Source organism: Bacillus marinisedimentorum, from assembly GCF_001644195.2.
Classification (GTDB): Bacteria; Bacillota; Bacilli; order Bacillales; family Bacillaceae_O; genus Bacillus_BL; species Bacillus_BL marinisedimentorum.
This window is the reverse complement of the sequence record NZ_LWBL02000026.1, coordinates 89,830-115,704: the sequence shown is the minus strand read 5'-3', so window position 1 is coordinate 115,704 and position 25,875 is coordinate 89,830. Positions and strand designations below refer to the sequence as shown.

Here is a 25,875-nt window from a genome sequence, read left to right as displayed (position 1 = left end):
TCCCAGCCAGTTAAAGTGAATCCTGCGCCTTGTTCATGTCATTAAAGAATTCATCCACTTTCATTCCATCCCGTAAAGAAATTTGAATGAGATTTTCCAAATCATCCGCACTTTTAAAACTTGCTAACTCCTTTCCATACCACTTTTGCAAGTCTTCTTTTGTCACCGTATACCGCTGGTCTCCAAAAGCAAACGTAATCCAATCCGCATTTTTGACCAATGCAAATAGAAATGCCGCATTGGCCAGGACCGTTTTCTTTACGGCCGCTTCATTCACAGGTTCATCTTCAATGCTGTAGGCCAAAACCATTCCATAAGGCTTTTCCTTCGTCTTCAGTTCCATTCCTTCAAAATATTCGGCACTTGGCAACTGCCTGATCATGTTCCCTAACGTATTTGCATCTCCTATATATGTGCCCTTAAACCCGAAAATATCCTCTTTCGCATTTTCAACAGAGCTGCAGCCGTTAAGCAATAGTGAAAAAGACATTAACAACAGTAAGAGTTTTTTAGTCATGTTTTTTATCCCTTCCAGTTATAAAAGCACCTCTTTACTGGTACGTATCAAGTGTAGATTTGTTTCATCTATAGATAAAACAAAACCCCGGCTTAACTCTGTCCGGGGTTTCCCTCTATCATGTTTTCACCAGCACAACCGTCCCGCCGTTTCCCCGGCCAGGCAGCTCAACTTTCACAACAGAACCTTCATCAGTGGTATACTCCTTACCGCCGTATAGATCTGCAAAAGCCTCACCCTGTTCACCAGGAACCGGCACTTCCGCAACCCGGCTTTCCTCAGATAGATTCAAACCGACCAGCACCTCTTCTCCGCGGTAACAGCGTTTGAAAACGAGGAAGCCTTCTTCACTGCCGCCCGCCACTTTTGCCCTCGTACCTTTGGAAAAAATGAGGGAGTGGGCCTTGCGGATGTTCAGCATTTTCCGGTAATGGCTGTGCATCTCATTCCCGACCCTGCTCCAGTCGAAATCATAACGGTTTTCGCTGTATTCTCCAGCATCCATATTGCCGGCATTTTTGCCGGATTGGCCGATTTCCTCACCGTAATAGATGACCGGCTGGCCTTTTGCGGTAATCTGGAGGGCGGCAGCCAACTTCATTTTCCCTTCATCCCAATCCGCCCGGCAAACGAGGAACCCGTCTTCATCATGGCTGCTCAAAAACTGCCCGAGCTGTGATGTGTTGTTCAGCTTGCCGTTTCGGGATTCAAGATACTGTTCCGTCTCATCGATATTCCCGTAAATGAATTGATCGGCCTGGTGCTTGAATTCAAAATCGAGGATCGAATCCATTTCCCCGCTGTTCAGGAAACCGCCGTCTTCATCGACACTGCCGCCGAAATATTCACCGATCAGCTTAAAATCAGGCTTCACCTCAGTCAGACGTGCTTTGAACGCCTTCCACGTCGTATCTTCAACATGGCGCACGGTATCGACCCGGAAGTAGTCAATCGTGTCACCGCGGTCTGTCTTTGACCGTTCGAGCCAGTCAGCCTGCCATTCAATCAGCTTGTCCCGGATCTCGGCGTTTTCGGTCATGAAATCAGGCATTCCTGCCAATTCGCCTTTCACAGTATCGGTGCCTCCGGCGCGGAACATGCCATCGAAACGTTCACGGTCAGCATCCGCCGGGAAATTCGGGATGCCATCGTCCCTGTCGTCCTCTTTCAGCCCATAGCCGGCATGATTGAGTACAACATCAACCATGATTTTGATACCGAGGTCATGCGCTTTTTCAAGCAGTTCCTTAAAAGTGTCAAGATCTCCCAAATGCTTATCAATTTTAGTGAAATCCTGTGCCCAGTAACCATGATAGCCATACTGATAACCGCCGTGGCCATGACGCACGTTCCAGTGGATATTTTCAACAATCGGCGTAATCCAGATCGTATTGATGCCGAGATCGCTAAGATAGTCCAATTTATCGATAATCCCCCGGAAGTCCCCGCCATGATACGTTTCCGGATGAAGTTTATCATACTGTTCACCATACGGATCATCATTGTCCGGATCACCGTTATAAAAACGGTCGGTCAGCATGAAATAGATGCGGGCTTCATCCCAGTCAAAGTCGGCAGAATCGGTTACGGCATCCGCTGCCACTTCAATTGATGCCTCACCGGTATGTTCATTCCCGAATTCATCAACAACCGTCACAGGAAGCGTTTTGATGCCTGCCGGAATAGACTGTTTCACTGCGATTGCCTGCCGGTTCAGCTCAGGGTCGAATTGCTGCCTTCTGCTCCCGCCGATTTCAGACAGATCCGCATAAATACCTTTTATAGATACGGCCGGATCGGATACATAGGTATCAACTTCCAACACCACATTTTCACGGTACGTCACCTTTTGAGGATAGACCCCGGCATTGATTTTCACTTCAGGACACTTGTATACAACCGTTGACCTGCCGTTCCAGTGATTGGCTGGGTCTGTCCGCTCTTCTGTCAGCCCGGCTTTCGTCACGAGGAACGAATAAGGATAGACCCCTTCTTCCAGCCCGGCAGCATCATAGACAAACCGTTCTTCCTCCTCTATATATTCCATGCTGTATGCCTTGCCGCCAATTTTCAAAATGACGCTTTCAATCTGCGCCATGCGTCCTTCTTGAAAAAGATCGTAATCCCGATAAGTAAAGAATATGGAGTTCTTTTTAAATACCGGCCCGGTGTTCCCCGGGATTTGCTTCACTTCAGCAACGCCATTTTCAACCATCACTTTTGTATAAGGTTCCGGGCCGACCTTAATATGACGGTCAGCACTATACGGGTCTTTTACTTCCCAGCTGTCCCACCGCCGGATGACAAATCCGATTTGCTCGGTCTTGCTGTCCGCTTCAATATATGCGACAGCCCCGTGGTCGCTAATCCGTTCAAAATCAACCCGGCCTCCGGCTATGCCATTACCCCACGTCCAGAGATTCCATCCTTCATAGTCATTGTCATGCCGTTTATAGGTGAATTCGATCATGCGCCGCTGTTCGGGGGTTTCCTTCTGGACCTGCTCATTTGCATAATAAATTCGGCCGTCACCCTGAACGAGCAGTACATCCGCTTGATGTTCACCGTTCGGCACTTCGATCGTATGCGTAAGGTCCTGCTGCTCCCATTCGCCTTTGCGTGGAATGACATGAATGGATTTTGAAGGGGACACCACAGTGACAGTCGCAAACCCATCATTCACGTTCTGGAACGGATAAGCATGTCCCGCCTTACCGTCCTCCCAGATCCACAGGTCCCAATTGCCGTAATCTGATTCCGTACGGGCAAAATGAATGGTGAATGCATACAAATCTCTTACGTTGGATTGATGCCGATGCTGCTTGTCGCTTAAAAAGTCATCCAGCGAAACGTGGGATTGCCTGGCTGCCTCCATGATGTTACCCCCTTTGCTGTTCTCTCTCATTTTTTGGGATGAGATGATCAGTGCTGCCCGATCACGTCAGTTTTAAATGATATACCCTTATTTTGTTAGACAAAAACCGACGCAACCGTTTGCTCTTATATCGTAAAAAATTTGTAGAATAAGGTGGAGATTTGGATAAAAACAGAAAGAAAGCGCTTACACTTTCTACTTATATACTACCATAATAGGGAAAAATGAACCATATCATATAAGATAAGTTCATGAATTTGGTATTTTTGACAAAAGAAAAAGCCTGACTTATATATCCAGGCAGTGTTTCGACAATATTTTTAAAATCACACTGGTTTTTCAGGCGGGACTATTCTTCAACCCTTTTCGCATAGATAATATACCGATCAGGCGCATTGCCGATATAGCCGAACGGATAACAGGTCGAGACGGTCAGGACTTCATCAGGTGCCGTAGACCTTATAACCGAGGTGTCGTCAGCACCGACGATTTCCGTTTCGTCGATTCTATACCGAAAGCTTCCCGTTTCCATTTCAACCACCAATTCATCTCCGGGCCGAAGCTCTCCCAGCCTTCGAAAAACAGTGTCCCTGTGTCCGGATAACAGGATTTGGTCTTTTTGACCTGGAAAGGCCGTTCCGCTATAATGGCCGACCCCCTGTGCCAGCTCATCCTCGTCAGTCCCTTCTATAATCGGCAGTTTCTCGCCAAGCGCCGGAAGCTGGAGAACCCCAATCACTTCGCCCTCGCTAAACGTCCGCTCTGGAGACGAAGCAACTTCCCGTTCTTCACTGCGGGGCGGTTGTTTTGCAGCCACTATTTTTTCAGCAAGCGCCAGGTTCTCGTCTGTCTGTTTCTTGGCATCAAAAAGCTGAACGCCGGCATAACCGGCAGTCAAGAATCCTGCAATCACGAAAAGCAGCCCAATCTTTTTCATCGTTCGACCTTCTTTCCTGAAAATGAACGATCCGTAAACATATCTTCTTATGTACATTGTACGATAGAAAGTTGTTCTTTAAAAGGAACAACATAGAGAAAATGTTTATGCTGCAAGACAAAGTAACGAATTTGGCAATGCCAGAGACTCCGCTAATCCTCTAGCTTCCTGCAAAACGAATCATACTGTGATAGTGAATCTGCCATATTCCCGGACAACGCTCCCAGAATTTCTGATCTGTTCATATACCGGGGAGTGTCCTTTATTTCGGTTGAATAAAACGGATAACTGCTCCACGGATATTCTGCCGGGTCAGAAACCATACCTGCCCTGACCGGGTTCATGTGAATATAACGGCTGACTTCCAGCATTCCTTTATCACCATAGATAACTTTGCTGTAGAAGCGTTCTTCAAAGAGATGGCCTTTCAGATGGTAACGGTTGTTATAATAACTTGCATATCGTTTGTTCAAGAGAGCCATAACACTGGAAATGGACTGATCGTGCGCACGGAGAATCAGGTGGAAATGATTTGTCATCAAACAATAGCAGGGGAGTTCGAAAGGGGTCTTTTCGTGGATATCATACAAAATATAAAGAAACGTGGAAAAATCCCGATCATCAAGAAAAAGCGCTTCCCGATGGTTTCTCCGGCAGACAATATGATAAAACAGCTGCGGACTCCAATTTCGCCGTTTTCGCGGCACCGCGTCACCTCTTTTCCTATTATCCTTTCAGCCTTCATTCTACCGGGCTATCCACCGCCTGGCAATTGGGCAACTTCACAAACTTTCGACAGGTGACAGGCACTCCGTCCGGCACTCCGTCCTTCTTTTCGACATTCCGCACAAAAAAACCTATCCCCTACAACAGGGATAGGTTTTTAGCACTCTTAGTCTCTTACTCCATTTCACCCATTAGCTTTTCCAGGATTGCACCATCAACCGTAGAGACTTCATTGATGTAGAAGTCACGTACAGACTTTGCCTCTTCCCTGAAGGCCTCGCGCTGTTCTTCAGTCAGCTCATGGATTTCAGTCGGATGTTCTTCATTTTCTTTAATTTTTGTCAGCATTTCTTTGTTCATTTCAGTCTGCAGGTCGAATGTCCAGTCCCGCATTTCGTCCACTGTCTCCGTAACCAATGCCTTCACATCATCAGGAAGCCCTTTGAACCAGTCTGTATTGACTGTTGTCATCGCAACATAGTTGTTGTGGTTTGAAATCGTCATGTGATCCTGCACTTCATGGAACGAAGCATCTTCAATGAAGAAGATCGGGTTTTCCTGGCCCTGGACGGTTCCGCGGTCTAGGGCGGTATAAAGCTCGCCCCAGCTCATTGGCGTCGGGTTGGCGCCGTATGCTTTATAGGATTCAAGAATAAGCGGTGACGTCTGGGTCCTCATTTTGAAGTTCTTGAAATCCTCCGGCTTTGTGATCGGCTTGTCGCTTGTCCACTGCATCGCACCTTCAGTCCAGTATGCAAGCGGGGTAATGTTGTGCTCTTCATATTTTTTCGTAAGGTCTGTATTTAATGCTTCACTTGTATTCAGGATTTCCTGTGTCTTTTCCAGGTCATCCGGGAACAGGAAATGCAGTGCGAATAGCTGGCCTTCTTTTACCATGCCGCCTGTGAAACCCGGTGACATGATGGCAAACTGCACAGCGCCATTTTGCAGCTGCTCAACCTGGTCGACTTCACTGCCAAGTCCGCCAAACTCATACACATCGATCGTGATTTTTCCATCTGACTTCTCTTTCATGCGCTTCGCGAATTCTTCTGCATATTCATATTGCAGCTGGCCGTCCAATTCCTCAGTCACAAAACGCCAGTTATAGCTCTCCATTTCACCGTCAGATCCGCCTTCTGCGTTACCTTCTTCAGCATTGCCTCCGCCGCAGGCAGCCAGCACCATGCTGACGACCATCATAATGGCAATCACTAAAATCGATTTCTTTTTAAACATGTAATTCCCCCTAAAATGTAGTGATGTTCAAATACTCTATAAAAGGAAAAGAGAAATTTCCTCAAACACAACTAACAGAACGGCAATTGTCACCAGAATGAAAATATAAGGCGGTGTGCCTTTGATGACTTCTAAATATGGTTTATTGAAAACCGCGCTTGCCGTGAAAATATCGACTCCGAATGGCGGAGTCGCCGAACCGAGTGCAGCCTGGAATGTAATGATGACGCCGAGATGGATCGGGTCGATACCGGCCGCAATTGCCTCGCGGTAAAAAATCGGTGTCAGGATCAAAATGACGACAATCGGATCGACGAACATACAGCCAATGAAGAAAAAGATCGTAACGATGATGAGTATGTACATCGCCGATGGGTCCGTACCGAGCACCGTTTCCGTCACCATTTGCGGAATACGCGCAAATGATATCGCCCATGTGAACGCCTGTCCTCCCGCTACAAGGACAAAGACAGCGGATGTGACCAGCCCTGTCGATAAGGCAATGCGTGGCATATCACTCAATTTAATTGAACGGAAAATTAAAACTTCCAGAATGAAAGCATATAAAACGGAAACTCCTGCCGCTTCTGTCGGGCTGAATATCCCGGAATAAATACCGCCGATAATGATGATTGGAAACCCAATCGGCAAAAGCGCTTTTCTCATGACCGACCAGCGTTCTTTCCATGGGACTTTATCGGCAAGCGGTATCTTATAAATCTTGGCATGGATCCAGCTGTACGCCGCAAAAGCTGCGAAAACAAGCAGCCCCGGCCCAATTCCTGCCACGAAGAGATCGCCGACTGATGTGCCAGTCACCAGGGCATAGATGATCATGCCGATACTCGGCGGGATCAATAGCGCCACATCACTCGAGTTGATAATCAAAGCGATCGCGCTTGAATCTTTATAGCCTGCTTTCAGCAGGCGCTCGCGCATCGGTTTTCCGATCGCGACAACGGTTGCCTGGGTGGATCCGGAAATCGATCCGAAAAGCGTACAGGCTGCAGCCGTTGTGATGGCATAGCCGCCGCGCAAATGTCCGACAAAGGAACCGACGAAATCAAGCAGGCGCTGTGAGGTCTTTCCCGTCGACATGATGTCAGCGGCAAAAATGAACAGCGGCACTGCCAGCAGCACGTAAGCGGATATCCCCTCCATCATCTGCTGGACAAGCAGCATCGGATCAAGTCCTTCAAAAAACACAAGGACAATCACGAGCGGTGCTGCAATCAATGGAATCATCATCGGAAAGCCGAGCACCAGTAAAACAACCATAATTGTCAGTAACGTCGCAACCATATTCTATTCCTCTCTTTGGTTTATTGGTTCATTTACGTTATGCATCACCTAAATATAGTCTTTTTTCTCGGTCGCTAAGTAAACATCGTCCTCTTTAATGTTGATCCACGCATTCCGCAGAAACTGCAGCGCCCCCAAAAACAATCCGATCGGCACCCAGATAATCATGATATACACAGGAAGCTGAAGGGCTGGTGTTACTCGGCCCGAGTTATAAACACTCATTGTATACTGGTATGCGTAGTAAGTAATGACAAATAAAATGACAGCCGTTACAAACGGAATGAGGATAGCTAAAAATTTGCGGATTTTGGGAGGTGCGAGATCGAAAAAGGCGGACATGCTGATGTGCCTCCCTTTCCTCGCTGCATAGCCGATGCCCATAAAAGTGGCCAGGTAGACAGCAAATTCACTGACTTCAGAAGAAAAAGACCAGCTTGACCCGGTTATCGCACGGTTCAAAACGTTACCCACAACCATCACAGCAATAATAATAATGGAATAGCTCAAGATCTTTTCCTCGATAAACATCAGAGCATTATCGATTTTTTCGATGACTTTCAATTGATTTATCCCCCCTCAACCGGGAATTCTGAATTTTTTATGTTTTCTGTATATTACACCTACATTACTAGTATAGCGAAGTAATAATTTTGTCACAAATATGTAATGTCCGCATAAATCATGATATTTTATCACTTTCCGCGCTCTAGCCAGTGTCAGAGATACTATTTATCTAAATGCTCCACTGTCCTCCCTTATGAGCGTAAGTCTTATAAAACGCTTACTGATACTGCTCATTATTTATTCTTATGATTGATTTTCTGCCCTCTAAAGGGTTTACACCTATTTATGTTTCATATACTCCCTTGTTCTCTGTTATAATCATCTTTTTACAGGTATCTATTTCCAATCGGGCAACAAATCAGGATAAAAAAATGAATAAAAAACCCCTTCTATTACAGAAGGGGCTGCAAAATTACTATTTTTCGTTATATATTACTCCAGCTCTTCAAATTCATGCACCCACACTTTTTTCTCCGGACTCCAGACATTGTTGGCAGGTGTCTTGCCGGAATGTTTATGCATACTCATGATATATTCGCGATATTCATCAAGAGAATTAAACCCTTCACTTCTTGCATCCTCATCGGATATACTGCGGATATCCTGCTGGTAAACTTTTGTCACTTTGAATTTTTTATCACGGAGTTCCATGATTTCGCCGATATCGGCATAGCGGCCGTTGCGGCGTGCTGACTTCTTTCTTCCCTCCAGCACTTTCTCCACATCCTGCTCAACTGTCACTAACAGGTCGATTGTACACGTTTTCGGCGGCAACTTTTCGTTGTCGTTCATTTTAGCTTACCTCCTTATCCATTCAGGGCCTTCAGTTAATGATCCTTTTGCGGTTATAAAACAAACTGCCCCTGTTAAATACGATAATATATGAAACGAAAATAGCAAAGGAATACGACCGGAGATTATCTATTTAATAGAGTCAAATCTATTAATCATCCCATAGCCTTCCCTCTCCTAATGTATATTTGCCAGAACTATTAAAGCCTTTTACTGCCTGTAAAGGGGGAACTGGTTGTTGCAAAGAATGGGTATTTGACTTTTTTCTTTTTTCGAAGGTTTTCCATACTAATATGGGGCTCATTCCATAAAAGTACGCTTTAATGGAATGAAAACTCTATGAAATTGGCAGCAGCGAGCCCCTGCAGCGGAAATCAACTCCCGTTCAAAGTGCAATGTATGGAAAACAAAGTCCTTTCTCCACAACCTTCCATTCACTTGAAAAACATCATTCTCAAACACATATATTTTTATTGCCTTTGCATTTTTACCAATGTAATTCGTATTAACATAGAAAACAACGACTGAATCAAGCCTGATGGCGGCTTTCCCCATTTCTTATATCGGCAATTTACAAAAGAAGGTAAAGAATAAAGATTTTTCGACAGGTGCCTGTCACTTTTTTGAAATTAATGGTTACATCCACTCCTTTTTTCTGATAAACTTGCAAAGGAGTTTACACCATAGAGGAGGATTGCCAGATGCTGCAGGCAGTCATTATTTTTGCCGTCCAGCTTTTGTTCGTGCCTGTTTTGACGTTAAGGATGATTCTTGGCGTTAAAGGGATGAAGAAAGAAGCTAGTATGATGGGAATGCTGGAAGGTTTCATTTATGTCGTTGCGTTAGGACTTGTATTCAGCGATTTATCAAACTACTACAACATGATCGGCTATGCGCTTGGCTTCGGCACCGGCGTCTATATAGGCGGCATGCTGGAAGAGAAACTGGCCATCGGTTATGTGACGATAGAAGCAAATATACCACAGAAAAACACTGCGCTGATCAACCGTCTGCGGGAAGTGGGCTTCAGCGTTTCGACAAGCGAAGTGGAAGGGATGAATTCCCTCCGCTACCGGCTCGACTGCACTGCGCGCCGCGACCGGGAAAAAGAGTTTTACCGCACCATCACCGAGTTCGAACCGACCGCTTTCGTCGCCTCCTACGAACCGCGCAACTTCAAAGGCGGTTATATCACCAAGGCGATGAAAAAGCGACGAGAGCTATTCATGAAAAAGAAAAAGAAACAAAAAGAACTCGCCGGCGAAAATGCATACGAGTCATAAATTCTTATTAAGCCTTCAAGAGCCTGGACACCTTCTTTCGTCCAGGCTTTTTTATTCCTTCATTTTATGAAAGGAAGGCTCGTATTGGAAAATAATAACAACAATACCCGTAAAACTGGAGGCATGAAATGATTACATTAGAAAAAATGAGCGAAACTGATTTCCGGGCGTTTTACGATTTTGCCATTGACGATTACGCCAAAGAAAAAACAAAAGCCGGCAATTACACGGAAGAAGAAGCCCAGGAACGATCCAAACAGGACTTTGCCAATCTGCTGCCGGACGGGCTAGAGACAGAAAACCACCTGCTATGGACGATTACTGCCACAGAAACCCATGAAAAGGCCGGCTACCTCTGGATCTTTGCCGATAGCAGCAGCCAGACGGCTTTCATCTATAATATTGTCGTCTTTGACAACTTTCAGGGAAAAGGCTTCGGCACAGAAGCACTGGGCCAGCTTGAAAAGGTGCTGAAAGAAAGAGGGATCAAAAAATTGGAGCTGCATGTTTTCGGCCATAATAAGGGGGCCTTCCGATTGTATGAAAGGCTCGGTTTTGGCGTAACAAATATCATTATGGCAAAGAGTCTTTGATAACAGAGGCAATGCCAGAAAATTGGGGCCAGACTATATTCAGCGTTCTATGTAACCTCCACAGTCACAAACCCGTCTAACCTAAAAAGGGGGAGTAACTGTGAAAATCATCCAACTGTTGACCTTATTTTTAATCATCCCAATGCTGGCAGCCTGCACTACCGGGCAGGAGCCCAAGGAAAACCTGCCGGAAATCTATACACTTGCGCTTGATTCTTTCATGAACCTGGATGAAGCCTTGAACGATGGGATGGAATTCATCGCGATTGATATGGGCAGCCTCGATCATTTAAGCAAAGAAGGCAAGCAAGAAGTGGCGGAATTTTTCGAGGAAACGTATCAAGTTGAGGTGAAGGATGCCACATTTGAAGAACTGAAGGAGCAAGGGCTGTTTGACCCGGAAACGATGGCCTTAAAAGGCGTACTCCTTAAAGTGGAAGAAGTGAATTTCACCCTCACAAATGATGCCGTCATAAACGGCTCCAAGTTCAGATCAGGTACGGGAGCCATTGACGTTGAAAGCAAGATTCATTTTAAAGGCGGCAAGTGGCAGGTCAAAGAATCAAAAATCACTGCAATCAGTTAAGCCGGAGCCTGACAGCCGGCTCAGTAAAGCGGCGGGGGCAGGCGCCTTTTCAGGCACCTTTCGCCCTCACTTCCCCCTGCCGATTTTTCAAAAACATATAAAAGGAAGCCCCGAATATGATCGTATATCCGATGACACTCAACACATCCGGCACCTGTCCGAACAGGACCGTGCTCAGGAGCGCTGAAAACAGGATATTCGTGTAAAAGAATATTGAAATCTCACGTGCAGGAGCAAACTTATAAGCAAGCGTAATCCCGAACTGCCCGACCGTTGCAAACACGCCGGCCATGAGCAGGAAGATCGTCTGCTGGGATGTCATCGGTTCATAAAATGCAATCACAAACGGAAGCAGCACGACGGTCGAGAAAAACGAAAAGTAAAACACGACCGTATAGTACATTTCCTTTGCTCCCAGCACCCGCAGCACCGTGTAGGCACCGGCTGCAAAAACCGCCGACATCACTCCGGCAAGATACGGAATCGTATCCCAGGAAAACTCCGGCTTAATAATCAGGAGCGTCCCCAAAAACGCTATTATCACCGCAATAATCTGGTACCGCTCCGCTTTTTCTTTCAAGAAGATCGCCGAAAAAATGATCAGCAAAAACGGACTCAGTTTATTCAGCATGTCAGCATCGGATAACACCAGTTCATCAATGGCATAGAAATAAAATACGACACCGAGCGTTCCGAGCGCTGAGCGGAGCAGCAGGATTTTCTGATTTTCCAATTTCCCGAACAGCCTCTCCTTGTAATGGATGACAAACCCGAAGGCAATGACCGCTGACACGAGGTTGCGAAACAGCGTTTTCTGTATCGTCGGCAGGTCCCCCGACAGTTTGACAAACGCCGACATCACCGCAAATCCGAAGGCCGACAGCAGCAGAAGCAGAATTCCTTTCATCTTATCACTCATGAACGTTCCTCCATATGAATCAAGCAATAATACAAATGCATCTATTCCTCTGACTCTTAGTTTACCAAACAAAGGGGTATTTTATCGGAAGGAACGGTTCCTGTCAATGGTCGGGCCCCTGCTGCATGCTGATATGGAAATGGGAAATTGGTTTTGACTGAAACAGGTAACGGGCCTGATTGTGGAATGTGTTCTCCATATAACGCACTTAGAACAGAGGCTCGCTTTCCGCAGCGCCTCCCACTGCATGTTATTCCTCCATCAGTCTCTCTACCAGCCGCTTTAAAACATGAACTGCCGCAATACAGTCACTCAACGAAGACCACTCGGCCGGGTTATGGCTGATTCCAGCTTTGCTGCGGGTAAATAACATTGCCATCGGCACGTACCTCCCCATAATCATCGCATCATGTCCCGCACCGCTCGGCAGATGAAAAGGCCGGATTGACAGCGCCTCTTCTACAGATTTGGAAGCCGCAGTCTGCAATTCCTCCGTTACCGGGACCGGCTGCACAGTCAGCGTTTCGTTAATGGCAGCCTTAACTTTCCGCTTCCCGGCGATTTCCTCTGCTTTCCCGGTGATAAGTCCAACAAGTTCATCCCTCGTCTTCTCTTCAATATCCCGTACATCCACGCTCAGCCGGACCTTACCCGGGATGACGTTCACACCGTTCGGTTCCACCTGCAATTTCCCTACTGTTGCTACAGCAGTACTGCTGGACTCCGGCGGCAACGACTCCACTTGCAAAATGAACTCGCTTACCGCCGTCAGTGCATCATGCCTCTGGTCCATCGGTGTATTCCCCGCATGACCCGCTTCACCGGAAAATTCGACTTCTAGCCAGCATGGACCTGCAATCCCCGTTACGACGCCGACCGGGAGATCCTCTTTTTCAAGCCGCTTCCCCTGTTCAATATGTACTTCTATAAAAGCCGCGACGTTTCCCAGATTCCTTCTCGCTTTCTCAAAGCCTTGCGGATCCAATCCCGCAGACGCAGCTACTGCCTCAAACGGGGTTCCCTCAACATCTTTCATCTTCATCTGCTTCGCCAGATCGAATTCCCCTGTCATCGCCCGGCTGCCCGTCAAGCCGCCATTGAAACGGGCTCCTTCCTCATCGGTGAAGATAACAGCTTCGTATGACTTCAATGGTTCATAGCCTTCACTCTTCCATGCTTCTGCCACTTCAAGTGCCGCCAGCACGCCAAGCGGGCCGTCAAAGTGGCCGCCGTTCGGCACACTGTCGACATGAGAGCCCGACATGATCACTGTCTCTTTGTCTTCTTTTCCCTCGATCCTGCCGATCACATTGCCGGCCCCGTCTTCAGAAACAGACAGCCCCGCTTCCTGCATCCACTTCTTTACGAGCTCTTTTGCCCGGCGCTCTTCCGGCGAAAAAGCGATCCGGTTCACACCGCCATCTGCTGTCAGGCCGATTTCAGCGAGTTGAGCCAATCGTGCAGCCAGGCGCTCGCCTTTCACACCTGACCGGTCGAACTTCTTATCATATTCGTTCACCAGGCTTCTGTAAAAGTCTTGCGTAGACCATTCCATGTCCATAACTAAAGCCTCCCGCTTTCCTATAATTGTGTTGGCGTTTAAAAATGCATTTGCTCCTGTTAGACCGTTTTGTAGATAATTGGGCTTGATTTAGCCAGTTTACAAGCTGCTCAATTCCCTTCCCTCGGGGGCCCCGGCACGTTCCACCTGCTGATCGGGACTCAAGCGGATCCAATAGGGCAAAATAGCCGAACAAAAGCGCAAGGCGCCCGCTTAGCGGCGTACGCATAAGCGGTGGTATCACCCAGTGAGGCGGTTTTCCCTTCCGGATGGGAGCAGCTTGTCCGCATCCCAATACGATGCAAACCCATCACAGCCTGAGTACCCCGGGCATGGTAATTTGCACATTCTTCCCCCGTTTCAAGCAAGCTGACGGCCAAAACCGGGCTGTTTACTCATATACAGAATCATTCCATCCATTTAGGCCCGGTAACCTCCCGGGTTTGTCTCATTTTATAAAAAAACGATTACTTGTTTCCGTATTTCACGCCAGATGACTGTTCCTTCGCGCCATATCCCCGGCTTTTCACGCCGTTTACGAACAACCGCAATCAGGGGGATGCGCTTTCGCGCGGAATCCCGTTTCTTTCACGCCAAACGATCCCTGTTTCACGCGTAATCTCCCATATTTCATGCCGTAGAGGCCAACTTTCACGCCGGAGCAGCTGTTTCGCGCCGTTCAGCCCGGCTTTCACGCCAAACCGGCTCCTTTTTTCATTCATGGCTGCAACAGACCCTGCCTCGCAGCTGGACATTGATCTTGCTTGAAACTTATGCTTTCTTACCTATTAAACAAAAAGGAATGCCGGGGAAGTGCATCCTCCCCGGCATCCCTTCCTTTCCAAAACCTTTCCGCTGCCGTCTGCTTACAAAGCAATATCATCCTTCGGCACAGAAACCGGCTTAATATCATCAAGCGGAATTTTCGAGTCTTCCACAAACCGGTTTACATGCTCTTCATCCATTTGTTTCGTCATCAAGCTGACGCCGGCAAGCAAGATCGAGTTGGCGATCAAGCCGTAAATGCCGGCATGGATTCCGAGGGGCGGCGCGGCAAAAAACGAGTAAAAGACCGTCACCAGCGTTCCGCTGATCAATCCCGCATAGGCACCTGCGGTGGTGGCCCGTTTCCACCAGAACAGCGCCACAATCAGAGGGAAAAACTGCACAACCGCTCCATAAGAAACGAGCAGAAGCTGAACGAGCGATGCCGGATTCAGCAGTGCAAAAGCATACGAAATTGCCGCAATCCCAAGCACTGATAACTTTGTATACATAACAAGCTGTTTTTCAGAAACCGTTGGATTGAACAATTTTACATAAAAGTCCTTAACGATTACAGATGCAGCCGTGTGAGCGAGGTTAGCCCCTGTCGACATGGCTGCAGCGAGCGCCCCTGACAGCAAGATCCCGATGAGAAACGGCGGGAATTCCGCGCGATTCACAAGCTCGATCAAAACGGTGTCCGCCTGTTCCAGCGGGCTGTCCTGGAAAACGAGGATGCCGGCAAAGCCTACAAAGAAAATCGGCACGAGCAAGTATCCGTATAGCGGATAAAGAATGATGGTCCTTTTCATCGTTTTTTCACTGTCGGCACCGTACGATTTACTGAACAGATGCGGCCACATTGTGAGACCGATGACACTGACAACAATCGCACTGGAAAACGCACCCCATCCCATCGTCGCGCCGTTACCCGGAATGGTCAAATACTCGGGAGCCTGTGCTGCGATATTCTGGAACATCTCAGATACACCGCCGTAAAACTTATACGGAACAGCAAGACCGATGATCCATGCCACCGCCACCATCAAGAGCCCCTGGACAACGTTTGTCCAGCCGATGCCGCGGAGCCCGCTGACAAACACGTACACCGCCATGACACCGAAGGCCAGCAAAGCGCCGAGCCAGAACGGAATGTTTCCGCCGGTTGACGCCTCAAACAGGAACCCGGCACCTTTGATCTGGGTCGTCAAATAAGGGATGAACGCACCGACACTGACGATGGCCATCAATCCGGACAGCGACTTGCTTTTAAACCGGTCCGACACCAGTTCAGCCTGCGTGATGTACCCGTATTTTTTTCCGAGCCGGGCGGTTTTAGGCCCGAGCACCCACCATGGAATCAGGCCGAGGCCTAGATAACCGAGAATGTACAGGCCCGGCGCCCCTTTGGAATAGGTCCATCCAGGTCCACCAAGGAAGGCGAATGCACTGAAGATTTCCGCACCCATAATGAAAAATAATATAAAAAGACCGATATTGCGCCCATCCGCCATATATCCTTCAAGGCTGGAAGAGGACTCTTTGCTCCTTGCCCTTACGCCGATATAAAGGACGAATGCAAGGTACCCAAATGTAATTAACGAAACGATCATCCAATCCTGCATTCACTCATTCCCCCTTTGGATATTCAAGTTTGTAGGTGATCACACAGCCAAGAAAAATAAAAAATGTCCACAGCACATACCAGAACATGAAAAACGGCATCCCGAGCACGAACGGCTCGATTTTGTTGGCCCATGAAGCAACCGGCCAGATTAGGGCGATGAGGCAAACCGCAAAGTAAGCACCCATTGTTACGGCAATTGTACGCTTTTCCATGAAACTCCCTCCTAATTTAAAATCGATATTATATTTAATCCTCTACAGACAGGTACTCCACGGCAAGTGCCATATAATACCGGATGGACTCAATGAACAGCTTGACTTCCACCGTTTCATTCGGCTGATGGGCAAGTTCCTGCCTGCCGGGCCCGTTAATGACCACCGGGATTTGCAAATGCGGCCAAAACACCGAAGCATCCGTATAATAGTTGACTCCTTTTGCAGACAGCTTCCTGTTCACATGCTTCTCCCCTGTCCGTATTGCCGTCCTGACAAAATCATCCCCGGCATCCGTTGAAACAGGCGGCATATCATTCACAATCCGAATGTCCGATTTTCCGCCGCGTTCACCAGCTGCCGACTCGACCAGCTCCGTCATTTCGCGGAGAACATCCTCGTGGTCCTGGCCCGGCACCGTCCGGATATCAAGGGTCAATGTACATTCATCTGCCACCACGTTCGTTTTGACACCGCCCGCTATTGTCCCGACATTCATTGTCGGATGGCCAAGCAGCGGGTGGGGATCATATGAAAACTCGTATTGCTCAAGTTTTTCCATTATTTTTCCCATGACAGTAATGGCATTGACGCCAAGTTCAGGCATCGAGCCATGCGCAGTTTTTCCATAGACCGAAATCTCCAGCCAGAGGCAGCCTTTATGCGCGGTGAACAGCTCATTCGTGCTCGGCTCGGAAATCGCCATGGCAGTGGCCGTGTCGAGCTGACCCTTTTTAACCATTTGTTTTGCCCCGTAGCCATCCACTTCTTCACCGGCAGTTCCGGCAAACTGCAACTTCCCGCCAAGCTTGATGCCGGCCTGCTCAAGGTACTTCATGGCAAGCACCATTGCCGCCACGCCGCCTTTCATATCGGTCGTACCGCGGCCGAATACTTTCCCGTCAACCAACTTGCCCGAAAACGGGTCGTGTTCCCACTCGACTTTTCCGGTTGGAACCGTGTCAAAATGGCCGCTGTAAACGAGGTGTTTCCCATCGTTTTTCCCATGAGGATAGCTGATCATTAAATTGGCGCGGTTATCGCCCAGGTCATCCAGTTCAGCAAGCAAACCTGTTGATTGTACAAACGCCTGAATTGTTTCGGCAACCTTCTTTTCATTGCCGGGCGGATTTACGCTATTGATCTGGACAAGTGATTGCAAAAAGGATACTGCTTCTTCTTCATCAATGTGTTTAAATACAGCTTCCACGAATTTTCCCCCTCTCTTTTGGAAATCAATCAAGGCCTGTCACTCCCCGGACTCTGCCGCTCCGATCATGTCCCCTGCCGGTTCACCAGCCTGAAAGCGAATGGCGGCCGCTGCCATGACCTTTGCGGCAATCAGCATCGCTTTCTCATCGATATCGAATTTGGCATGATGGTGAGGATAATGTGCCCCCTCCGCTTCGTTCCTGGCGCCTGTAAAGAAAAAGGCTCCCGGCACTTCTTTCAGATAGTAGGCAAAATCCTCACCTCCCATAATCGGCTCCATCTCAACCACTTGATCGGGAGGAACAACCGTTTTAGCCGCTTCTGCCAGCTGCTCCGTCTCGGCGGAATGATTCCAGAGGGCGGGATAACCCCTCTCATATGAAAATGAACACTCGGCGCCATTCGCGTTGCAGATTGATTCAGCCATCAGTTCCATCGATTGCTCAACAAGTGTCCGGACAGACTCATCGAATGTCCGGACCGTCCCTTTCAACTCGGCTTTGCCGGGAATGACATTAAAGGCATCGCCGGAATGGAAAGAGCTTACGGTCAGAACAGCCGACTTCAATGGATCTACCTTCCTGCTCACGATCGTCTGGAAGTTTTGCAATATGTTCGCTGCGGTCATTATCGGATCAATCGTTTCCTGCGGCATCGCACCATGGCCGCCTTTCCCTGTCACTTCGAGATCGAACCGGTCTGCTGCAGCCATCAGGTAGCCCTTTCGATAACCCACCTGCCCGAACGGCATCGGTGACCACACGTGGGTTCCGAATATGGCGTCAACACCTTCAAGACAGCCATCCTTGATCATCGCCTGGGCACCGCCCGGCGTGATTTCTTCCGCAAATTGGTGAATGAAGACAATATCGCCCTCCAGCTCATCTTTTACCGCATGAAGCGCCTTAGCCAGCCCGAGCAATGTTGCTGTATGGGCATCGTGGCCGCAGGCGTGCATGACGCCTGGAACCTGGGACTTGTACGGGACATCCTTCTCATCCTGAATGGCAAGCGCATCGAAGTCAGCCCGCAATGCCACCGTTTTTCCGGGCTTGCCCCCTTCTAATTTGGCCGTAACGCCGCGGCCGCCCACTCCGGTTTTCACCTCCAGGCCGAGCTTGTTATGAAAATCGGCGATGAACTCCGGCGTCTTCACTTCTTCAAAGGATAGCTCCGGGTTCATATGGAGATGCCTGCGGATGTCGGACATCTCTCCAAAGTTCTTCTCCAGCAAACTGTTGATTCGTTCAAGCATACAACGACCACCTTTAAAATTAACAGAATATTTTAACTTATTTTACATGAAGATCCTTGCGCCTGGCTATGTGCTACCCTACAAAATAGTTACGTAAATATTGTTAATTATCACAACCGTCAGATATAATGAAAAAAAAATAATTCAAAAGGATGGTTTGATGAACGAGCAATTAACCCATAAACAGCTGCATTACCTGATGCAAGTTTCAAATATCCTGAATTCAGCGCTTGATTCCAAAGCGGTCATCGAATCGATCATCCAGGAGATCATCTCCATTATCGAGGTGGCGGATGTCGGGATTCTTTTTCTCTATGATAAGGAGGAAGGTGTCCTCATCTCCAAAAGCTCTTACGGTTTCAACCAGAACGTCATATACGGAACAAGGCTGAAACCGGGCGAGTCGATGACAGGAATGGCGTTTCAGCAAAAGAAACCGCTCATGTTCAAAGACAGGGCCGACGTTCTTGAAGCTACCGGTAAACTGACCGGCTTCAATTATGAAATTCTCCAGGCATCCTTACCCGAACTCCCTTATTCCGCAATTTGTGCGCCCATCATTGTCAACGACGACTGCCTGGGCGTCATCACCCTGGATTCACTCCAGCCCGACAAGACGTTCACACAGGAAGACCTCAACCTGCTTGAAGCCATTTCCCACCAGGCGGCTGTTGCCCTTGAACGGTCTCATTTATATAAAGAGAAAGAAAAAACCGTTGCGCTTCTAAGCAAACTGAACAAAACGATCACACAGCAAAATACGCTGCTCGCCCGTTCTGTCGATACACACAAAAAACTTTCCAACCTTGTTGTAAAAGGAGAAAACCTGAATGCCATCCTTGTTCATCTTTACGAAACAATCGGAACTCCATTGATACTGACCGATTCATTCGGCGACATCCTTGATTATCAGCCCCGGTCGCTTGAACCGGTGCTGCCTGATATTCTTGAAGCGATTCAGCCGTTTTCCAGTCGAGGCTCTTTTGAAGAAAGCCATATTGACTTGCCTGCTTCCGGCGGGCGTAAGCTTGAAATTTTCCCAATTGGCAGCAAACACAATCGTTCCGGCTATCTGGCGGCCCTATCGCCTGCACGCCTCTCAGAGATTGATACGGCCGCACTTGAACACGCATGCACCATCTTATCGCTTGAGCTTGTCAAAGAGCAGGACCTCCATGAGATGGAACAAAAGCTAAAAGGGGAATTCCTCGAAGAATTGGTCACCGGAAACGTGACCTCACGTCTTTTACAGCAGGCGAGAAACCTGGACTTTGATCCAAACAACATTTACCGGATCATCATTTTGCAGCTTGTTTCGTTTCATTCGGAAGAAGAAACCGAGAAACGCGTCTTACGGAAGATGAACCGGGAAATTCTGCAGGCCATCCGGCAGGCATACGGCCGGGAAACGATGATGGCAGTAAACAGGAATAACCATATTATTATTCTGTTGTCCGAAAAGGAAGAACACCATCCAGGAATGCAATTCATCGAGGAGCGAAACGAAAAATTGGCTCGCTTCATTAAGAAGAAAGGCCTGTCGCCGATCATCGGGACTGGCGGGGGATACAGAGGAATCGAGCATGCCCGGGAGTCGTTCCAGGAGGCATTGAAGACGGTCGAATTTTTAAAAACGTTCAGCACCGGCCAGACCTCACTGTCCTATCAGCAGCTTGGTGCGAGCCGGCTGTTTCTGGAAAACAGCGAGGAACAGCTGATTTCCTTTATAACAGAAAAACTGGGGCCCCTGCTCATGTATGAGCTGGGTGCAGGGAAACAGGAATACTTTCCGACATTCGAACGGTATCTTTTCAACGGCCACAGGGTGAAAGAAACAGCACAGCAAATGCATATTCACTTCAACACACTCACCTACCGGCTGAAAAAAATTGAGGAACTGCTTGGCATTGACCTCAATCATTTTTCTGACAGAACTGACGTTTATATTGCGGTAACACTATACGGCTTGATGAAGGAGAAAGTGGATACCGTCATACAGGAACGAAGACGTTTAAACAAGCCATGATCTGTATTTGATTCTTAGCCAATAATAGATTGACTATTTTCAATAATTAAAATACGATAAATTTAAATAAGGGTTAGGGGGTATGCTATGCAGGAATTCAGTGAAGACGAGATCTACCGCCGGTTATCGATGGATACCGCCATCAGCAGTGTGCGTGAAGCCTTTTTACATGATGGTTCCGCATTTCATCAGCTTCCGGAACGGACCCATCTCCATGACGGGGATAACACCGTGCTGATCATGCCGGTGTTCATCAAGGGGTATTTTCTTACAAAACTTGTCACCGTCGCACCGGGCAACCGCACGAAAGGACTGCCGACACTGGAAGGGACCGTCCAGTTATATGACAGGCAAACATTGCAGCCGCTCGCCAGAATGGATGGAAAGGCGCTCACCGCGATCAGGACCGGTGCGCTCAGCGGGCTGAGCATCGCCGAACTGACCGAAAACAGGCCGATTACCGTCGGCTTGATCGGAACCGGCACCCAGGGCTGGACTCAGCTTCTTGCCGCAGCGGCAGTCCGGAACGTTACGCGGGTATATGCTGTGAACCGCTCACAGGACCGGCTGGCAGCCTTTAAAACCAAGTGGCAGGAGGCCAACCCTGAAATTCCATTGGAAACACCCGCAAGCATTGAGGAATTGGTCCAAAAAAGCGATGTGATCCTGACAGCCACCACGTCCAAAACACCTGTCATTCCTGAAAATGCGGCAGCGCTGCTTTCAGGGAAGCATGTTGCGGCAGTGGGAAGCTTCCGGCCTGATATGCAGGAGCTCCCAGACAGTGTGCTTCACGGAAACGGTTCGATTTTTATCGACACACCGACAGCGGAAAAGGAATCAGGGGATATCATCCGCGCCCGGGAATTAATAAAGGGGGAACCGGCAGGCCAGATCCATCTTTTCAAACACGTTTTATCCGGACAGGCACCAGCCGCCGGAAAAATGCCGTTCACGGTTTTCAAATCGGTCGGAAGCGCTCTATTCGATGCCTACGTCGCAAAGGACTTTTACGAACAGCAAAAAGGATAAAGGGGGAATTGAAATGACATTCGGTATGTGGTTGACACTCGGCATCATACCTGTATCCATCATTTTATTAGCCATTATTCTATATGTTTCTGTTGATAAAGGGGAAGGTGAGCAGACATGAGTGTACATCCGCTGACACTGTCTGTCATGATCGCTTATCTGCTTCTGCTTGTCGCAATCGGCTTAATCAGCTCGAAAAAAAGCTCCGGCGGCCTTACCGACTTTTTCCTTGCCGGACGGGGGCTCGGCAAATTCACGGTCGCCCTCTCGGCGGTGAGCTCGGGGCGCAGCGGCTGGCTCGTCCTCGGTGTAACCGGGATGGCTTATGCCACCGGCTTGAATGCCGTCTGGGCAATCGCCGGCTATATCACCGTCGAAGTGCTCATGTTCTTTTTCGTCGCTCCGCGTTTCCGCGCGTTCAGTGAAAAGAATGATGCCATCACGATCCCTGACATTCTTGAAAAACGTTATCAGGATAAATCAAAGGTGCTCCGCCTCGTCAGCTCCCTTATCATTATGTTTTTCATGGTTGCGTATGTCGGGAGCCAGGTTGTGGCCGGAGGAACCGCTTTTTCAGGCACACTCGGATTGTCCAACACGGGCGGCATGTGGCTGACAGCAGCTATTATTCTTATTTATACATTGCTTGGCGGGTTCCATGCCGTCAGTAAAACCGATGTCCTGCAAGCCGGTTTGATGTTCCTGTCACTCGTCGTATTGCCGATCGTTGCGATCATCGGCCTCGGCGGCTTCGGCCCAATCGTTGAAGTGATGCAGGCGGAAGGGGCCGGATTTGTCGATCCGTTCACCTTCGGATTCGGTGCCATCGTCGGGCTTCTCGGCATCGGATTCGGGTCGCCGGGCAACCCTCATATTCTTGTGCGTTACATGTCGTTGAAAAACAAGAAAGAAATGCGCCAGGCGGCTCTCATCTCGACAATCTGGAATGTCGTGATGGGCTGGGGTGCGGTGATGGTCGGACTTACCGGCCGGGCTTATATTCCGAATAGCGAATCCCTGCCTGACGGCAACGCAGAGACGGTATTCATGACACTCGGAAGTGAATTGACAGGACCATTTTTCATGGGCGTCCTGCTTGTCGCTGTCCTGGCAGCCATCATGTCATCCGCTGACAGCCAGCTGCTCGTCGGATCCTCCGCCCTCGTGCGCGACATCTATGACCAGATTTTCAACACCGGCAAACATATTACCGAACGCCAGCTTGTCGCGTTCAGCCGAATTTCCATACTCGTATTGATGGGGCTTTCCATCTGGCTCGCCTTCGCTTTCCAGGAATTCGTCTTCTGGATGGTGCTGTTTGCCTGGGGCGGCCTTGGTGCATCATTCGGCCCGGCGCTGCTTTTGTCCATCTACTGGAAAAAAGCGACCAAACACGGCGTCCTCGCCGGCATGATTTTCGGCCTCATCACCGTTGTCCTGGTCAAACGGCAGCCGGAATGGACCTACAGCTTCCTGCCGGATGTAAAAGAATTCTTTTCGAACATCCTGTTCGGCGTCACGTACGAAGCTGTTCCAGGCTTTCTCGTTTCGCTGCTGCTCACAATCGGCGTCAGCCTGCTGACACAGAAATCACTGACACAGAGCGGATCCGCTACGTTTGAAGAAGAAAAAGGTGCTTAACAAGAAAAAAGCAAGGCGCCCGCTTAGCGGCGTACGAATAAGCTGGGGGACCCGCAGGAAGGCGTCTTTCCCTTCACGGGTGGAAATGCTGATAGCGGCTAGCCGCCAGGGCTCGCAGCTGGACATCTCGAAATGCGGAGAGCCCTTGCCCAGCGGCGTACGCATAAGCAGGGCTGCACCAGGAAGGCGCTTTTCCCCTTCATGGGGCGGCAATGCTTATGGCGATAGCCGCTAGGGCTCGCAGCTGGACACTGATCTCGCGTAAAAACTTAAAATTCATCAATAAAAGGCCGGCGGCAAGCCGGCCTTTCGCCTTTTAACAGCCCTCCCGCATACAACTTCCCCTTAAAATCTGGTAAGCTATAGTCACCAACACAATCACGGGACAAAAGGGTGTGGAACAATTGAAAAACGATATACGCCTCATTGCCATCGACATGGACGGCACGTTATTGAATAGCAACCATGAAGTTTCTGAAGAAAACCATCAAGCGATCCAGCGGGCCAAAGCCAAAGGCATCCACGTCCTTTTAAGCACAGGACGTCCGCTTTTATACTGCCGGGAAATCGCCGAGCTGCTTGGCCCTTCTTCATATATTGTGACAGTAAACGGCGGTGAAATATATGATGAAGACTTCAACCTTGTCGACCGGATCCCTTTAAAACATGAACACGTCCGGCAGATGTGGGAATTGAAACAAAAACACGATGTAAGGTTCTGGAGCACAACTGTACAGGGGTTGTTCAACCATCGCAATCCTTTTCCCGGAGAACTGGAATCGTATGAATGGCTGAAATTCGGCTACGACATCCCCGATAACCGGATCCGCCAGATCATCCAGGATGAATTGATACGCAACAAAGACCTGGAAGTGACCAATTCAAGCCCGACAAACATCGAAATCAATCCTGCCGGCGTGAACAAGGCCGAGGCGCTGAAAAAGGTATCCAGCTGGCTCGATTTGACAATGGACCATGTGATGGCAATCGGCGACAGTTTGAACGATCTTGCCATGATCCGCGAGGCAGGTGTAGGTGTCGCGATGGGCAATGCTCAGGAAATTGTGAAGAAACACGCGCAGTGGGTGACATCAACGAATGAGGAGCATGGGGTTGCAAGGGCGATTGAGCGGGTGATGGATGAACAGACTAAACCCATGAGAGGATAATTATATTTTGTGGGCACGCATTTCCATGCGTGCCTTATTTTTCATTTAAGAATGCCCGTACTTCTTCCGTCACCGGCATCCCGCCCTGTGCTCCAAGCTTTTTTACCGATAAAGCCGCAGCCGCATTGCCGAACCGGCAGGCAGCCGCGACACTCATCCCTTTACTTACAGCAACTGCGAAAGCGCCGTTAAACGTATCACCTGCACCGGTTGTATCCATTGCCTCAACTTGATAGCCGGGAACAGCGGCTTCCCTGCTGCCCACAAAATAAACAACACCTTCCGCCCCCTTCGTCACAATCAGCTTTTTCAGAAGGCCGTCTCTGTACTCTTCACCTGCTGATCCCAAAAGGACGCCAAGCTCATGTTCATTCGGCGTAATATACGTCACATCACGCAGCAAGCGTTCCGGCAGCGGCTGAATCGGAGCGGGATTCAAAAGCACAGGTGTTCCCAGCTTCTTAGCTGCTGCCGCTATGCTGATCACCGTGTCAAGCGGAATCTCAAGCTGAAGCATGACAAGATCACTATCCGCCATCATATCCTCATATTGTGCGGCATCGTCGGCAGTCAGTTCATGGTTGGCTCCCGGCACCACTACAATCCGGTTATCCCCTTCTGTCAAAAGGATCGTCGCGATGCCCGTCGAACAGCCCTCCGCCGTTTGCACGCCATCCACATGGATTCCTTCATTAAGCAAGTGCTCCCGCAGGTTTTGCCCAAACACATCATCACCTACCCGCCCGATCATATGGACGTCAGCCCCTAGCCGTGCCGCTGCCACCGCCTGGTTAGCCCCTTTTCCGCCGGGCACAGTTGCAAAATCAGTGCCAGGGACCGTTTCACCCTGATCCGGAAAACGGTCGGTGCTTGTGACGACATCCATGTTGATGCTGCCGATGACGGTTATCTTTGGGTTCATTGAGAAGCCTCCAATCGTTTCGTATATCATACAGTGCAACCATATTCTATTACATTCGGCGTTTCAAGATCAAATGCGAAAGGCGCCCGCTTAGCGGCGTACGCATAAGCGGGGGTA

At 48.8% G+C, this 25,875-nt stretch carries 24 protein-coding genes; 8 read left to right on the top strand and 16 right to left on the bottom strand.

Going from position 1 to position 25,875, the window contains the following annotated elements; all coding sequences use genetic code 11:
* Nucleotides 1-10 precede the first annotated feature (10 nt).
* The 4 genes from A4U59_RS08115 to A4U59_RS08100 all read right to left on the bottom strand — a co-directional run bounded on the left by A4U59_RS08115 (nucleotide 11) and on the right by A4U59_RS08100 (nucleotide 4,991).
* Nucleotides 11-517, bottom strand: a complete 507-nt coding sequence (locus tag A4U59_RS08115; RefSeq protein ID WP_066172769.1) for a DUF4825 domain-containing protein — start codon at nucleotides 515-517, stop codon at nucleotides 11-13.
* 118 nt (nucleotides 518-635) lie between these two features.
* Entirely contained in the window at nucleotides 636-3,392 is a 2,757-nt protein-coding gene (locus A4U59_RS08110; RefSeq protein ID WP_066172767.1) for an alpha-amylase family glycosyl hydrolase, read from the bottom strand.
* A 349-nt stretch (nucleotides 3,393-3,741) separates the two neighbouring features.
* Nucleotides 3,742-4,329 (bottom strand): class D sortase, encoded by a 588-nt coding sequence (locus tag A4U59_RS08105; protein ID WP_066172765.1) that lies wholly within the window; start codon nucleotides 4,327-4,329, stop codon nucleotides 3,742-3,744.
* A 152-nt stretch (nucleotides 4,330-4,481) separates the two neighbouring features.
* Nucleotides 4,482-4,991 carry a transposase gene (locus tag A4U59_RS08100; protein WP_425388888.1) on the bottom strand — a complete coding sequence of 170 codons (510 nt, stop codon included), beginning with the start codon at nucleotides 4,989-4,991 and terminating at the stop codon, nucleotides 4,482-4,484.
* Here A4U59_RS08100 and A4U59_RS22200 point away from each other — a divergent pair.
* Entirely contained in the window at nucleotides 4,905-5,132 is a 228-nt protein-coding gene (locus tag A4U59_RS22200) for a hypothetical protein (protein WP_245680523.1), read from the top strand. The two genes, A4U59_RS08100 and A4U59_RS22200, sit on opposite strands and share 87 nt — an antisense overlap.
* Before the next feature lie 97 nt (nucleotides 5,133-5,229).
* Here the strand turns inward: A4U59_RS22200 and A4U59_RS08095 are convergent, their stop codons facing one another.
* The 4 genes from A4U59_RS08095 to A4U59_RS08080 form a co-directional block, all read right to left on the bottom strand.
* On the bottom strand, nucleotides 5,230-6,294 hold the full coding sequence (locus A4U59_RS08095) for a TRAP transporter substrate-binding protein (RefSeq protein WP_066172761.1): 1,065 nt from the start codon (nucleotides 6,292-6,294) through the stop codon (nucleotides 5,230-5,232).
* Nucleotides 6,295-6,330: 36 nt separating this feature from the next.
* Nucleotides 6,331-7,596 (bottom strand): TRAP transporter large permease, encoded by a 1,266-nt coding sequence (locus A4U59_RS08090; protein ID WP_066172759.1) that lies wholly within the window; start codon nucleotides 7,594-7,596, stop codon nucleotides 6,331-6,333.
* Between the two features lie 48 nt (nucleotides 7,597-7,644).
* Complete coding sequence (locus A4U59_RS08085; RefSeq protein WP_066172757.1) at nucleotides 7,645-8,160, bottom strand: TRAP transporter small permease; 516 nt, start codon at nucleotides 8,158-8,160, stop codon at nucleotides 7,645-7,647.
* A gap of 435 nt (nucleotides 8,161-8,595) precedes the next feature.
* Nucleotides 8,596-8,955, bottom strand: a complete 360-nt coding sequence (locus A4U59_RS08080) for an ASCH domain-containing protein (protein ID WP_066172755.1) — start codon at nucleotides 8,953-8,955, stop codon at nucleotides 8,596-8,598.
* A gap of 701 nt (nucleotides 8,956-9,656) precedes the next feature.
* Between A4U59_RS08080 and A4U59_RS08075 the strand changes: the two genes are divergently transcribed.
* The 3 genes from A4U59_RS08075 to A4U59_RS08065 all read left to right on the top strand — a co-directional run bounded on the left by A4U59_RS08075 (nucleotide 9,657) and on the right by A4U59_RS08065 (nucleotide 11,417).
* The gene (locus tag A4U59_RS08075; protein ID WP_066172754.1) at nucleotides 9,657-10,238 is read left to right on the top strand and encodes a DUF2179 domain-containing protein; all 582 of its coding nucleotides are present in this window, start codon (nucleotides 9,657-9,659) and stop codon (nucleotides 10,236-10,238) included.
* A gap of 128 nt (nucleotides 10,239-10,366) precedes the next feature.
* Nucleotides 10,367-10,831, top strand: a complete 465-nt coding sequence (locus A4U59_RS08070) for a GNAT family N-acetyltransferase (protein ID WP_066172752.1) — start codon at nucleotides 10,367-10,369, stop codon at nucleotides 10,829-10,831.
* A 100-nt stretch (nucleotides 10,832-10,931) separates the two neighbouring features.
* Entirely contained in the window at nucleotides 10,932-11,417 is a 486-nt protein-coding gene (locus A4U59_RS08065) for a peptide ABC transporter substrate-binding protein (protein ID WP_245680518.1), read from the top strand.
* Nucleotides 11,418-11,466: 49 nt separating this feature from the next.
* On the opposite strand, the gene A4U59_RS08060 is transcribed toward A4U59_RS08065, so the two are convergent.
* The 7 genes from A4U59_RS08060 to A4U59_RS08030 form a co-directional block, all read right to left on the bottom strand.
* Nucleotides 11,467-12,336, bottom strand: a complete 870-nt coding sequence (locus A4U59_RS08060; RefSeq protein ID WP_066172748.1) for a DMT family transporter — start codon at nucleotides 12,334-12,336, stop codon at nucleotides 11,467-11,469.
* Between the two features lie 250 nt (nucleotides 12,337-12,586).
* Complete coding sequence (locus A4U59_RS08055; RefSeq protein ID WP_066172744.1) at nucleotides 12,587-13,897, bottom strand: Zn-dependent hydrolase; 1,311 nt, start codon at nucleotides 13,895-13,897, stop codon at nucleotides 12,587-12,589.
* 551 nt (nucleotides 13,898-14,448) lie between these two features.
* Nucleotides 14,449-14,652, bottom strand: coding sequence for a hypothetical protein (locus A4U59_RS21720; RefSeq protein ID WP_070120509.1), 204 nt, complete (start codon nucleotides 14,650-14,652; stop codon nucleotides 14,449-14,451).
* Between the two features lie 111 nt (nucleotides 14,653-14,763).
* Nucleotides 14,764-16,287: a sodium:solute symporter family protein gene (locus A4U59_RS08045; protein WP_066172742.1), complete on the bottom strand. Its 1,524-nt coding sequence runs from the start codon at nucleotides 16,285-16,287 to the stop codon at nucleotides 14,764-14,766.
* Between the two features lie 4 nt (nucleotides 16,288-16,291).
* Nucleotides 16,292-16,501: a DUF3311 domain-containing protein gene (locus tag A4U59_RS08040; RefSeq protein WP_066172739.1), complete on the bottom strand. Its 210-nt coding sequence runs from the start codon at nucleotides 16,499-16,501 to the stop codon at nucleotides 16,292-16,294.
* A 34-nt stretch (nucleotides 16,502-16,535) separates the two neighbouring features.
* Nucleotides 16,536-17,711 carry a M20 family metallopeptidase gene (locus A4U59_RS08035; RefSeq protein ID WP_066172737.1) on the bottom strand — a complete coding sequence of 392 codons (1,176 nt, stop codon included), beginning with the start codon at nucleotides 17,709-17,711 and terminating at the stop codon, nucleotides 16,536-16,538.
* Between the two features lie 39 nt (nucleotides 17,712-17,750).
* A complete protein-coding gene (locus tag A4U59_RS08030) occupies nucleotides 17,751-18,968 on the bottom strand; it encodes a M20 family metallopeptidase (protein WP_066172734.1) in 1,218 nt (405 codons plus the stop codon).
* 160 nt (nucleotides 18,969-19,128) lie between these two features.
* On the opposite strand from A4U59_RS08030, the gene A4U59_RS08025 reads away from it, so the two are divergent.
* The 4 genes from A4U59_RS08025 to A4U59_RS08010 all read left to right on the top strand — a co-directional run bounded on the left by A4U59_RS08025 (nucleotide 19,129) and on the right by A4U59_RS08010 (nucleotide 24,836).
* Nucleotides 19,129-20,994: a helix-turn-helix domain-containing protein gene (locus tag A4U59_RS08025; protein WP_066172733.1), complete on the top strand. Its 1,866-nt coding sequence runs from the start codon at nucleotides 19,129-19,131 to the stop codon at nucleotides 20,992-20,994.
* Between the two features lie 87 nt (nucleotides 20,995-21,081).
* Nucleotides 21,082-22,026 (top strand): ornithine cyclodeaminase family protein, encoded by a 945-nt coding sequence (locus A4U59_RS08020; RefSeq protein ID WP_066172730.1) that lies wholly within the window; start codon nucleotides 21,082-21,084, stop codon nucleotides 22,024-22,026.
* A 117-nt stretch (nucleotides 22,027-22,143) separates the two neighbouring features.
* Nucleotides 22,144-23,667 carry a sodium/proline symporter gene (locus A4U59_RS08015; protein WP_066172728.1) on the top strand — a complete coding sequence of 508 codons (1,524 nt, stop codon included), beginning with the start codon at nucleotides 22,144-22,146 and terminating at the stop codon, nucleotides 23,665-23,667.
* A gap of 404 nt (nucleotides 23,668-24,071) precedes the next feature.
* Entirely contained in the window at nucleotides 24,072-24,836 is a 765-nt protein-coding gene (locus A4U59_RS08010; protein WP_083270747.1) for a Cof-type HAD-IIB family hydrolase, read from the top strand.
* Between the two features lie 34 nt (nucleotides 24,837-24,870).
* On the opposite strand, the gene rbsK is transcribed toward A4U59_RS08010, so the two are convergent.
* The gene (gene rbsK / locus A4U59_RS08005) at nucleotides 24,871-25,758 is read right to left on the bottom strand and encodes a ribokinase (protein WP_066172726.1); all 888 of its coding nucleotides are present in this window, start codon (nucleotides 25,756-25,758) and stop codon (nucleotides 24,871-24,873) included.
* Nucleotides 25,759-25,875: the final 117 nt, after the last annotated feature.